Genomic DNA, 12929 nt, shown 5'->3' on the forward strand with positions numbered 1-12929 from the left:
TGAAACTAGCAAATGGAAAAAACGAGATTGTTGACAGACAAGAATAGGAAATTAGTAAGGTTGTTTATCGGATTATTCGCTTTGAGTTTTATTACTTTAAGCATTTTGCCATTCCTCAAGACCTGGGAATTTCCAGCTTTGTTTCTGCTATTGGGCAGATTTCACCCTTTAATTCTCCATTTTCCTATTGTACTAATCATTGCGGTTTTGGCCATCGAACTGCTGAAAAATTTCAATTGGTTCAAACCACTGGCAACCGCCAGGATGATGTTACTTATTCTGGCATCCATTTCTTCAACCATTACCATCATTGCCGGATTTTTACTGTTTGCTTCCGGAGAATATTCCGGGAATCTGATCAATAATCACTTTTGGGGAGGCCTGGTTACCGGAGCAGGAATATTGCTGGCTACACTTTTCTTTTATTGCTATCAGCATATTTCCAATCATTACCAAAAACCCTATTTCATTGCTCTGGCTATTGGTAATTTAAGTCTGGCTTATACCAGCCATATGGGTGGGATGGCCACTCACGGACAGGATTTTCTTACCGAATACATTCCGGAAATAATGAGTAGTTTTAAGCAGGTAGCACAAAAATCTCCTGAAGAAATGCTGATTTATTCGGATATGGTGGCGCCAATTCTGGAAGCCAAATGTCTGAGTTGTCATAATGAAAATAAAAGTAAGGGGGATTTTTTAATGACCTCCTATGCACAATTGCTTGCTGGAGGGAAAAGTGAAAAAGCAGGATTGACACCTGGTGACCTGGAAAAAAGTGAATTATTTCAAAGAATCATTTTACCAGCCGATCATGATGACCATATGCCTCCTCCCGGCAAAACGCCAATGAGTGAAAATGAAATTGCCTTATTAAAAACCTGGATTTCCTCTGGAGCTCCGGAAAACACTAAAATCGGTGAAATTGAAAAATCGTCTGAATTAGGTCTGGTCATTCAGCAAAATATGGATGAGATTGAGCGGCTGAACCGGAAACTGGCCCTCAAAAAAATGGAAAAGGCGGCTTTGAAAGAAGAACTTCAGGAATTAGGAGAAAAACTCAATATTTCGATTGATGAAGACCCGGATGAAGAAGGTAATCTTTTTGCCATTTCCATGAACTTCCCTCCTGCTCCATTCACTAATGACCAGTTTAAGCAGTTAAGTCCCTATTTTGATCATTTCTCCAAAGCCTCATTAGTTTCCAGTGATATCGATGACAATGGGCTGTATTACCTTGGAAAAATGACTAATCTAAAAAAACTTTACCTGCAAAAAACCGGAATAGATGGTTCCGGATTAATTCATTTGCAAAACCTAAAATCCCTAAAAGTGCTCAATTTATCCCATACAAATGTAGATGATGCACAGGCACTCACCCTCATTCAATTTCCCGCACTTGAAAAAGTCTATTTATTTGATACCAACAATTCCAGAAATCTGGTAGATGCCATCAACAAACACAAACCAGATATGCAAATCATTTTGGAGGAAGGTCCTTTTTATTAAGTTTGTAATTTCCCCGACTTTCTCATCCGCTGGTTGAAGTTTGTAGCCCCAAGATTGAAAATTAATAAAAAGGATGAAACATTTTTAGCCCTTCAATTACAAAAAAATATTTTCTGATAATGTTATAATAAGCAAGACCGGCTTCAAAATTAGTCTGGGAAAGATTACCAGATACTGGTGTTTTTTTTCAAGTCCCAAGTGGGAAAGTATTACAGATAACTACCTTACTTTCTCGGAAAACCTTTTTGAAGGCAGAGATTTTTTTGCCCCTTTTTCATCGACTGGAAAAAGGGGCGGAAGCTAAATCTTCTTGCTTTGATTATATTATTAGTATTGAAATTTTGTGTGAAAGGTCATTAATAAAATCAAAAAATTTTAGTATTCTACCCAAGCAACTTCAACCCAATGATTGAACTGGGGAAAAAGACAGGTTTTGTAAACCGGATTTAAGCAGAAATATTAAATTCAGGAAACCCTGCTAACTCAACTCCCTCACCTCAATTATTTCCTCTTTTCCCCCATCAACCTTAATAAAATTAATCAAAGGCCTTCCGCATTTGGGGAAATCAATTTTCATCCGGTCACCTTCTTCCAGTTTTATGCCGGCTCCATAGCTAAATGCACCAGTGCCAAAAAAATGAATATGGACCTGGCCAGGTAGCCGATGTTGTTTGTATTTAAAATGATGATATTCCAAATTGCTCAGGTGATGGGTAATGTTATTTTCCCCGGTTTTTACTTCGGAGCTCCAAATTTCATCCCCTTTTCGCTCCACAGAAACTTTTCCGGGAATATCTTTAAAATCTAACCCTAATATTAGTTCAGGCCCAATCGCACATTCTCTTAATTTTGAAGGAGCCAGATATAAATAATTCTTTTTCTCCATTACATGATCCGAAAACTCATTGGCAGTGGCGAAACCAACTCTGACCGGATTTCCTTCAGAATCAATCACATAGATTCCGGCAATTTCGGCTTCCTCCCCCCCATCGTCCGCATAAGCCGGAACCGAAAGAGCCTCCAGATGTCCTTTCAACACACTTCCATTTCCTTTATAAAACCATTCCGGCTGCACACCAATCTTGCCATTTTCAGGCTTTCCTCCTTTTTCTCCCCACAAATACATCTCGATACTATCATTTAATTCTTTACCGCTGTTGGCTGCTGTATGCATTTTCTGTCGGTTTTCTGCACTGGCTTTGTGGGTAAGCCCTGTTCCGGAAAGCACACACATGGCAGGTTGCTCAGGATGATCAAATGCGGGAAGAATCTTCCAGTCACTTTCCCCTTTATAAATGGCATTGTAATCCAAAATATCTTCAGAAAGGGAAGCATTTAACATTTTGGTTAATGTTGTCCCCTTTTCCAAAACCTCTGTGACCATTTGGTAAATGGAAGTAAATTTTTCCCCTGCCAAATGCAGATTCCCTTCTTCTACCCTGGCAATTCTTCTGCCGTGTTCCGGATGACTGAGTTGTATTAGATTCATGTTTTATAAAATGAATAGGACAATTATTTCTTTGTTTTAAAAAATAGATAAAACCTAAAAAGCTTTCCTTTATCTTCTCCGGAAAGAAAAATGCTAAGAATGTTTATTACTGAGCCAGCCAGCCCCCGTCAATGGCATATCCGGCTCCGGTTACGAAAGCAGATGCAGGACTTGCCAGAAACAAAGCGATTCCCCCTATTTCGTGTAATTCTCCCCATCTGCCCATGGGTATTTTATTTAAAAATTCCTGAAACTTTTCCTTGTTTTCTGTGAGGGGCAAATTCATTTCAGTTGCAAAAGGCCCTGGTAAAAGGGCATTAACAGTTATATTTTCTCTGGCTAATTCCAATCCCAAAGACCGGGTTAATTGCATCACTGCCCCCTTGCTGGTGGCATAAGGTGTTCTGTCAGGAATGGCCACATTGGAAAAAATGGAACCAACGTTAATGATTTTCCCATATTTATTTTTTCGCATTACCGGCACCACTTCTCTGCAAACCAACCAGGAACCCGTTACATTTATTCGCATCACCTGATTAAATTCTTCCAGTGTCAATTCCTCAATTTTTCCTCTGATATTAATTCCTGCCGAATTGATCAGGATATCAATTTTGCCGAACTTTTCTACTGTGCTTTCCACCATGGATTTTACTGCTTCTTCCTGTGTTACATCACATGGAATAGCTATACTTTCCACACCATAAGCTGCACTGATCAATTCCTGAGCTTGTATATTGCGTTTTGTATCTCTTCCCGCAATGGCAATTTTAGCACCTGCCTCAGCCAAAGCTTTTGCCATTTCCAAGCCCAATCCCCTGTTTCCTCCCACAACTAAAGCCACCTGACCTTCCAATTTAAACTGATCTAAAATACTCATTTTCATAAATTACAAATTATACGGTCTTCCTAAAAAAGCATTGATTTTTGCCTTCTGAGTAAGATATTCATTTCTGGTTAAATTTAAAAAACTTGAAATCCTGGGGAAAGAAAATGTTTGGCATTTTCGAAAAAATCACTAAATTAAGTTTACAAAACTCCAAAAATAGACTTGTAATCTATTTTAGCTTTATTGGTATTTGGCAGGAACTCTTAAAAATTCAAATCATGATTGATCTATCCAAACACCCCGGTAAAGTTATATCCATTTTTTTACTCGTTTCCCTTTGTCTGATAAACTGCAAGCCCAAAAAGTTAAATTCTGACAATTATAGGGCTGATATGGTGACCTCCTGGAATAAAATTGTTTTAGAATATGCCATCATGGAAGATGGACTTCTTACCTTAAAAGGAATAAGAACCGCTGCACTTATGCACCTGGCCATTCATAATGCCCTGAATGTTATTCAACCAGAATATGCTTGCTTTAAATTTGAGGAAGAGGCTACAGCAGCCAATCCTATAGCTGCAACCGCACAAGCCGCATTTGAAATTGCAGCAAATCAGTTTCCCGATAAAAAAGCCGCTCTTGAAGCAGAAAGAAATAAATGGCTATCCACTGTTACGGAGGATAATTTGAAAACAGCAGGAATAAAACTTGGGAAATTATCTGCCATGGCAGCCCTAAAAGCAAGGGAAAATGACGATTGGAACGGAGAGGCTGATTATACCTGGCATCCCATGGCCCCTGGTGTTTATGCAGAATTCAATGAACACAGTGGTACTCCTGAAGGATTTATTTTTGGTGCCGGGTGGGCCGCTGCCCAACCTTTTCTGCTGCCCAGCCAGGATTATTTTCGCTCGCCTCCACCCCCGGAAATTAAAAGTGAGGAATATACCAGGGCATTCAATGAGGTAAAAGAAGCTGGAAGTACAAATAGTGACGTGAGAACAGATGATCAGGCACATTTTGCCATGTGGTGGAAGGATTTTGTGGAGAATTCCCATAACAGATTAGCCCGGGAACTTGTGGGGAAAGAAAAACTTAACCTTTGGGAATCGGCAAGACTTTTTGCCTTATTAAACATGACGATTTATGATGCCTATGTCAACGTGTTTGATAACAAATTTCATTACAATCACTGGAGGCCATACACAGCCATCAGATGGGCAGACCATGATGAAAATCCTGCAACCGTGCAGGATACCTCCTGGAATAATTTGCACCAGCATACCTACGCCTTTCCTTCCTACCCTTCTGCTCACGGGACGGCCAGCACAGCCGCCATGACGGTTTTGGCAAATGCTTTAGGCACAGGAGACCAATATTCATTTACCATGACTACCGAAGAGGTGGACAGTGCCGGGCCATTTTCCGGGAAAATTAAAATGGACCCGCCAACCCGTTCATTCCAATCCTTTTCTGAAGCCGGAATGGAAGCTTCCTTGTCCCGGGTTTATTTAGGCATTCACTTTAGATATGATTCAGAGGAGGGTTTTGAACTTGGGAAAAAAATTGGGGAATACGCTGTTCAAAACTATTTGCTTCCAGTAAAATAGTCAGCCTTAAGTAACCTTCTCCCGTAGACTGGTTTCATTTTAATGAAAATATGCTTTCCGGCAGGTCCAATCCAATTTACGATTATTATATTTAGGAAATGAATACTTCAAAAAATACTAAATAAAATAAAGTAACAAACTAGAAAATATGAAAAGGAAAATATTGATGTCCTCCCTGGTGGCTTCACTGGGAGGATTATTATTTGGTTTTGATACAGCGGTGATTTCCGGAGCCGAGCAGTCTATTAAAGTGGTTTTTGAATTGGATGGTTTCTGGCATGGCTTCACCAACTCCATTGCCCTGATCGGAACCATTATTGGTGCCCTGTTTTCCGGCATGCTGGGAGATAAATTCGGTCGAAGAGATACTTTAATTGTGCTGGCTGTTTTTTATGCTGTTTCTGCATTGGGCAGTGGACTTGCTGAATCCTGGTTTGGTTTTCTGTTTTATCGCTTTTTAGGAGGTTTGGGTGTAGGCGCTTCCTCAGTTTTAGGCCCCATGTACATCTCTGAAATTGCCCCTGCCAAACTCAGAGGAAGGCTGGTGGCCATGTTTCAGTTTAATATTGTTTTCGGTATTCTGGTCGCCTTTTTCTCCAATTACCTCATCAATAGCCTGGTGGCCAATGAAGCCTGGAGATGGATGCTTGCCGTGGAATTTGTCCCTGCGGTTTTATTCTTCCTTTTTCTGTTTTTAATCCCAAGGAGCCCAAGGTGGCTGGTCAAAAAGAACAGACATGAAGAAGCCAGACAGGTTTTGTCCGGTTTAAACNCTGCCACAGAGGCTGAGCAAATCTTTGGAGCCATTACCAACAGTTTGTTACAGGAAAAAGAAGGNNAAAAGGAAAAACTGTTTGTCAGGAAGTTTTCCTTCCCCATTATGCTGGCTTTTCTNTTGGCTACCTTCAANCAGTTTTCGGGCATCAATGCCATTATGTATTATGCCCCAAGAATTTTCGAAATGACTGGTTTGGCCAAAGACACGGCTTTACTTCAGGTGGTCATCATTGGTTTGACCAATATGGTTTTCACCATCATCGCCATGTTTGTAATTGATAAATTCGGCAGAAAATCCCTGATGAAAATTGGCTCTATAGGCATGATTGTCTGCCTGGGCCTTACTGCAGTTACTTTCTATCAGGAAAACTTTTCCGGATATGGGGTATTAATTTACCTGGTTGGTTTTATTGCCTTTTTTGCCTTTTCCCAAGGGGCTGTCATCTGGGTGTTTTTGGCAGAGATTTTCCCCAATTCTGTGCGTGCAAAGGGACAGGCACTGGGCAGTCTGACTCACTGGGTTTGGGCAGCATTGCTCACCTGGACTTTCCCCATGGTGGCCGAATTAAAGCAGGGAGGATTTTATGCCTTTACTTTTTTTGCCATTGCCATGGTCTTTCAACTCCTGTTTGTACTGAAGGTAATGCCGGAAACCAAAGGTAAATCTCTGGAAGAACTAGAAAGTGAATTGTTGAAGGGGAATAAGGTTGCGAATTAAAAAATAAATTACGGCCCCAACTATTAGATCATGAGATAAAAGTCTCAGATCTAAATAGTTGGGCATTTAATATAATTTGAAAATCATTACTAATAGAGAAACAGTCTTTGATTCTATGCTATGAGTGCTTTATTTTTTTGGTTTCTAATTAGTCTAAACCTTAATCAATTTATTTTATTCAAAATAGAGAATAAGGAAGATTTTACTTCCTCATGGAGGTTTGAAGATGATAAAATACAAACCTTTGAAGGACACACCGAAATGGTGACTGCAGTAGCCTTTTCTCCAAATGGCAAAAATATCCTTACAGGAAGCTGGGATAAAACAGCAAAATTGTGGGATTTGGAAGGGAATGAAATTGCAACCTTTAAAGGACATAATAATTTGTTATTTTCAGTAGCATTTTCTCCGAATGGTAAGAATATCCTTACGGGAGGTGTTGACAAAACTGCCAGGTTATGGGATCTTAAAGGAAATGAACTTCAAGTCTTTACAGGGCATAGTTCAGTTATTTTTTCGGTAGTGTTTTCTTCAGATGGTTCTAAGATTCTAACAGGAGGTGGAGACCGTACAGCAAGACTTTGGGATTTGAAAGGCAATGAACTTCAAAAGTTTACTGTACATAATTTGTCTATTTATTCAGTAGCCTTTTCTCCAGATGGCAAGAATGTTCTTACGGCATGTAGTGATAACACAGCAAAACTGTGGGATTTGGAAGGTAATGAACTACAATCCTTTAAGGGGCATAATGATTTGGTATATTCAGTAGATTTTTCCCCAAATGGTTCTTATGTTGTTACCAGTAGTTTTGATAGCACGGCAAAACTGTGGGATTTGAAAGGAAATCTTCTCCAAACTTTCAAAGGGCATGAGATGAAGATTTATTCAGTAGCATTTTCTCCAAACGGCAAGCATATATTAACAGGTAGTATGGACAAAACTGCGAAATTATGGGATTTGAAAGGTAATGAACCTCAAACTTTTAAAGGGCATACATCATTTGTGTATTCAGTAACCTTTTCTCCAGATGGTTCTAAAATTCTAACAGGAAGTGGAGATAATACTGCCATTTTATGGTCTGTAGATAGCGATAAATGAGCATAAAAATTAGTCGAATCAAAAGTTTTTAAATCATTTCTCTATGAGGATCGGAAATACAGTAGAAACAAGCAATGTTATTTCTATCGTATTTCCATTTATCTCTACTTATTTTCAATTCAATTTTACACCACCAATTCCCGCTCAGGCTCTGTTTCGGCTACTTTCACCCCTTTTATCAACAACCATAAACACATGGAAATTTCCCCAATATCAGCCGGAAGGGTAATGTTATCCAAAATCACTGATGGATAATCCGGAATCAGGAAAAACCTTAAAAAATCAATCATATCTCCTACAAAACCCAACATTAAAAACACTCCGATTACTCTTGGCAAATAACCGGATTTGTAAATCATATAGCCCAGGGGAAATAAATACAATCCATAAAAAATTTGAGCTACTTTATAACCCTGACTATGTAAATTCAGGAAAAAGGAAGAAAGTGACTGCAATTGTTCTGTTGAAAAACCATTGAAATAGTCTGAACCGGTTACCAGCAATAATGCTGCTATCTGATTAAGCATATTGATACACAAAATTGCTACTGAAATCATCACACACAGCACCATGAGCATGGAAAGTTCCTTGTTCACCAATTTAAAAATGGGATATAATAATAAGGGGAAAAAGAAGTAGGTGGTACTCATGATTAAATCGCTTACAATGCCCACCCGGAATAAATCTTCCATGCTTTTAATATTTTGAGCAGTAGCTACCGGATCACCGTAAACCATTATTTTCTGGCGAACAAAAAATTCTGCAAATACTCCACAAAAAATAAGAATGAGAAAAAGCAACCCTGCCATTCTGCCCCGGTTCTTATAAGTATTCATTTGAATTAATTCTTAAGTTTTACAATTGCCTTCAAAAAAATTAAAAATAAACCCGGTACATTAAATTGGGGAAAAAGCCGAATTGGGTAAGATATCCAATAGAGTTGGGTTCGCCTTCATCATAATACTCCGAAAGTTTTCCTTTCTGATCGGTAATATTTTCCAGATTAAGGAAAATCTCATGAGTAGCTTTGGGTTTATTTATTTTATAGCTTGCCGAAAGAATTATCTGATAAACATCCTCAATTTTATCATTATAGGCTTTGCTGTAATCCCAATACTGGTCATTTTTCGGATCCACGGCTAAGTTTCCCTCACCATCTCTAAGTAATGGAATATACTTCTGTCCTCCACCATAAAATATTTTAGCATTTAACCCTAAAGTTTTATTATTTCTCTTTCCTAAATGAGTAAATTCCTTTCCCACCAAAATATTGAGTAGATAATTATTATTAAAGCGTGTATTTCTTTCTATCCCCTCCAGGGTTTTATACTTGGAATTAAAGATGGATGTATTGATTAAAAAATAATAATTGTCATCAAAAAATCGCTCCAGCGTCAATTCTACGCCATAATTTTTCCCGGTTCCTTCATTCACCAAATCCACATATTTATAATCCAGACCTTCATTTATGGTGGCAAAATAACTGGTATCATTATTCTCTACCGGCAGGTTATACAAATCCTGGTAATACACCTCAACTTTAGCCTTTAAGTTTCTGGAAATCCGTTTTTCATAACCCACCACAAAATGATGTGCTTTCAACAAATCAAGGTCTTTATTGGGCTCAATCAAACTTCCATCCTCCTGCTCCACTTTGGCAAAATAATGATGTAATCCTTCCATTGTACTATGGCTGCCATATCCCACATGAAAGGAATTGGTATGATCCAATTTCCAATTGACGGCCAGTCTTGGTTCCAGGGTACTTTTATTATTCAGTAGTACATTCATATTGTGTAATCCGGAAACTATGGTAATTTTTTCATTCAGCCGGTGTTTCCAGGTGATAAAATTCCTGATCGTACTGATATTTCCGTTAAAATCAATGGTACTCACCCGGTTTCCACTTTCTTCCTGAATATAGCTTTGTTCATTGTCAAAATTGAAATAGGCATATTTTGATCCTACCTGGAATTTATTTCTGGCATCTATTTTATGGTTGTAGGTGATTGCAGCCCGATAACTTGTTTTGGTTAATCTATTCTTATAATTCAGAAATCGATTGGTGACAGAATCCTTCAGGAGCACGCCTTCCTCATTGTAAATATTGATCAGGCTTGATTCAAAAATATCGTCTTTTATCCCTTCTGAGGAGTAGGACAGTGTGGTGTTAAAAAAGCTGTTGCTATTGAGTGAAATGGTATGATTAAGTCCGGTATTTAACAAAAAAGCCTTTTTATTAAAATCTTCATTAATTTCAGCCTTCATAGATCTGTTACCCGGAGTTTGCCAGGTATCCGGTTCTACATCCTCAAAATTAAAACTGCTATATCCTCCCAATCCGAAAAGAGAAAAAGTGCCTGCCTTTGCTGCAGGTAAAACTATTTTAAAAGAAGCATCCTGAAATTTTGGAGTTCCTCCTACCTCAGTCAAACCCAGGTCTTCAATCATTGAAGCAGTGGAGTATCTGTAGTTGACAATATAAGAACCTCCGTATCCCTTTTTTAAAGGACCCTCCAGGGTAAAATCTGTACCTAACAATCCAAAACCAAAAACACATTCTGTATTTTCATTATTTCCAGCCCTTAGTTTCACATCATAAACACCAGACAACACATCTCCATATTCAGCCGTGAATGCTCCTGTATAAAAATCAGATGTGGCAAGTACATTGTTATTTAAGGCACTTATGGAACCACCCACCATAGCCGGATCGGCAAAATGATTGGGGTTGGTGATTTGGATGCCCTCTAATCGCCATTGCACATATTTCGGAGAATTTCCCCTTACTATGATATCATTGCTGCCATCCTGTGTACTGGTAACACCTGCAAAGTTGGAAACCACTCTGGAAGGGTCGTTAAATGTTCCGGGAAATCTGGTGGTTTCTTCAGGGGAAATGGAATGGGCACTGATCAGTACCATATCATTTAAGGCTTCTCCCTTGTTTTCATTAGCGGTGATTACGATTTCCTCCATATTCACCGTAGATTCCTGCATCTGAAGATTTAACACTACTTCTTTACCTGATGTCACTACAATATTGGAAAGGGTTTGGGTTTCATAACCCAGGTAGGACAATTTTAAATGATGTCTTCCGGTGGGCACATTCTCCAGTCTAAAGTTGCCATCAGCATTAGTGACAGCACCTATCAGGGGATTAGAATCTACTATAATGATAGTCGCCCCAATGATGGGTAATTGACTATCGGTATCCAGAATAGTCCCTCTTACCGTTTGGGTAAGTTCCTGACAAATTGCCTGGGCAGAACTTATTAACATAAAAGAAAGGACAAAAAAAATTTTCTTAATGTTGACCATTATCTACATTTTAGTTTTCAAGAAATTAATTGGAAAGTTTGTAGGATTGTGGTAGTTAATACTTTGTAGTTTGAAAAATGGATTGAGTTTGAAACATTATTACTCAATTGCCAGAATAGTAGAAATAAATTGCCCCAGAATTAAAAGCACCTCTCCCTGTAGCTCATCCGAATTCCGGGAGGAATTGGTAGATTCCATGGCAAAAAGTCCGGATTTGAAAATCCTTGAGTTTTCCTTTTCCAAAATGGCTTTAACCATTTTCAGGTTTTCCATTTCTTTATTTCCAGGCAAGCTGGCCTTTAATGGAATTTCTGTAACCTGATTAAATTCAGTGGTATCAATTTGCTGAGAAACAACTTCCTTTTGAAAGGTTTTATTCAGGGATAATTCTGCGTGATAATTATCCTGACCCATACAACATTGGAAGGCTAAAAGAAAAATGACGGTAAAGAAATAAAAAATTTTCATTTTGCTTAAGTTTTAAGGGTTCATAGTTCTTAGGCAAATTTGTAGGGAAGAAATAACCAGAACAATTCTGATATGCAAATCAATAGAAGGTGTCTGCAAATCCGGGCTAACTATCTGCAAACCAACCCAGGAAAATTTCAGGCATTACTATTAATTTTTTGGAAGAAAAAATCCCTGTAAGTATCTGAAATAGGAATAATCTGATCAGCAATTCGAATACGGCTCCTTTCAATTGAAGCAATTTTGCTTAAAGCCACCATATAGGATTTATGTACCCTGCAAACCAGATCAGAAGGAATAAGCTTCTCCAATTCTTTAAAATTCTGAAGCGTCATTATTTTTTGGGTGAGGGTATGGATTCTGCGGTAATCCCGCATGCCCTCAATGTAAATAATTTCGCTTAAGGTCACTTTTTCCAGCCTGTTTTCAGTTTTTACAAAAATGAAATCAAGAGGTGTGTTTTTCTGATTGTTCTGATGCTCCAGGTTTTCCTGAGCCTTGTCTACAGCCTGTAAAAAGCGGTTGAATGTAAAGGGTTTTAACAAGTAGTCAGTTACGTTGAGTTCATACCCTTTTAAGGCATATTCCTGATAAGCCGTAGTGATAATGACCTGACTTTTAATTCTGGAACTTTCCAGTAATTCAATTCCAGACAGTTCATCCATATTAATGTCAAGAAAAAGCAAATCAACCTGATTGGACTTCAGGTAGGCCAGGCCATTGAGTGCATCATCAAAAGTGGCTTCTAAGCTTAAAAATGGAACTTTATTTACAAAGTTTCTGGTCCTTTCAAGAGCCAGAGGTTCGTCTTCTATAATAATACAGGTATATTTATTCATTAGAGTTGTTCTGGTATGATTATCAGTTAGTTAGACAAAAGTTCCAAATCCCTGCACAAATGCCAGCCACTTTGTTGTAAAGTGCCATACTCCTACACCTTAACCTATCAGATAAAAATCGGTATCTTTTAAGGCCTGCTATTGAATTTTCTACCAAAACTCTTATACTACTTCTGGTTTTATTGATCATTTTTTCTGTCTCTAAAAGCTCCTTTTTTGGTTTCTTTTTGATGGGAATACTTAGTTTCCCAAACTTGTAATCCTCTGTTATACC

At 38.4% G+C, this 12929-nt stretch carries 11 protein-coding genes; 4 read left to right on the forward strand and 7 right to left on the reverse strand.

The genetic code is table 11. From position 1 onward, the window contains the following. Nucleotides 1-12: 12 nt before the first annotated feature. The gene (locus A3EM_RS0111590; protein ID WP_020528381.1) at nucleotides 13-1509 is read left to right on the forward strand and encodes a c-type cytochrome domain-containing protein; all 1497 of its coding nucleotides are present in this window, start codon (nucleotides 13-15) and stop codon (nucleotides 1507-1509) included. Nucleotides 1510-1987: 478 nt separating this feature from the next. Here the strand turns inward: A3EM_RS0111590 and araD1 are convergent, their stop codons facing one another. Together araD1 and A3EM_RS0111605 are read right to left on the reverse strand one after the other, a co-directional pair. After that, entirely contained in the window at nucleotides 1988-2998 is a 1011-nt protein-coding gene (araD1, locus tag A3EM_RS0111600; RefSeq protein ID WP_020528382.1) for an AraD1 family protein, read from the reverse strand. A 106-nt stretch (nucleotides 2999-3104) separates the two neighbouring features. Beyond that, nucleotides 3105-3875: an SDR family NAD(P)-dependent oxidoreductase gene (locus A3EM_RS0111605; RefSeq protein ID WP_245576498.1), complete on the reverse strand. Its 771-nt coding sequence runs from the start codon at nucleotides 3873-3875 to the stop codon at nucleotides 3105-3107. Nucleotides 3876-4102: 227 nt separating this feature from the next. On the opposite strand from A3EM_RS0111605, the gene A3EM_RS0111610 reads away from it, so the two are divergent. From A3EM_RS0111610 to A3EM_RS42160, 3 genes are all read left to right on the forward strand, one after another. After that, nucleotides 4103-5434, forward strand: a complete 1332-nt coding sequence (locus A3EM_RS0111610; RefSeq protein WP_157637840.1) for a vanadium-dependent haloperoxidase — start codon at nucleotides 4103-4105, stop codon at nucleotides 5432-5434. Nucleotides 5435-5582: 148 nt separating this feature from the next. Further along, nucleotides 5583-6929, forward strand: a complete 1347-nt coding sequence (locus A3EM_RS0111615; protein WP_020528385.1) for a sugar porter family MFS transporter — start codon at nucleotides 5583-5585, stop codon at nucleotides 6927-6929. Nucleotides 6930-7049: 120 nt separating this feature from the next. Beyond that, nucleotides 7050-8027, forward strand: coding sequence for a WD40 repeat domain-containing protein (locus A3EM_RS42160; protein ID WP_020528386.1), 978 nt, complete (start codon nucleotides 7050-7052; stop codon nucleotides 8025-8027). A 125-nt stretch (nucleotides 8028-8152) separates the two neighbouring features. On the opposite strand, the gene A3EM_RS0111625 is transcribed toward A3EM_RS42160, so the two are convergent. The 5 genes from A3EM_RS0111625 to A3EM_RS48495 form a co-directional block, all read right to left on the reverse strand. Continuing rightward, nucleotides 8153-8863, reverse strand: a complete 711-nt coding sequence (locus tag A3EM_RS0111625; RefSeq protein ID WP_020528387.1) for a DUF4386 domain-containing protein — start codon at nucleotides 8861-8863, stop codon at nucleotides 8153-8155. A gap of 40 nt (nucleotides 8864-8903) precedes the next feature. Further along, nucleotides 8904-11348: a TonB-dependent receptor gene (locus tag A3EM_RS0111630; RefSeq protein WP_020528388.1), complete on the reverse strand. Its 2445-nt coding sequence runs from the start codon at nucleotides 11346-11348 to the stop codon at nucleotides 8904-8906. Between the two features lie 99 nt (nucleotides 11349-11447). Continuing rightward, nucleotides 11448-11816 (reverse strand): hypothetical protein, encoded by a 369-nt coding sequence (locus A3EM_RS0111635; RefSeq protein WP_157637841.1) that lies wholly within the window; start codon nucleotides 11814-11816, stop codon nucleotides 11448-11450. 137 nt (nucleotides 11817-11953) lie between these two features. Next, a complete protein-coding gene (locus A3EM_RS0111640) occupies nucleotides 11954-12655 on the reverse strand; it encodes a LytR/AlgR family response regulator transcription factor (RefSeq protein WP_020528390.1) in 702 nt (233 codons plus the stop codon). Between the two features lie 22 nt (nucleotides 12656-12677). Then, nucleotides 12678-12926, reverse strand: a complete 249-nt coding sequence (locus A3EM_RS48495) for a transposase family protein (protein WP_425402058.1) — start codon at nucleotides 12924-12926, stop codon at nucleotides 12678-12680. Nucleotides 12927-12929: the final 3 nt, after the last annotated feature.

This window comes from Flexithrix dorotheae DSM 6795 (assembly GCF_000379765.1).
Lineage (GTDB): Bacteria > Bacteroidota > Bacteroidia > Cytophagales > Flammeovirgaceae > Flexithrix > Flexithrix dorotheae.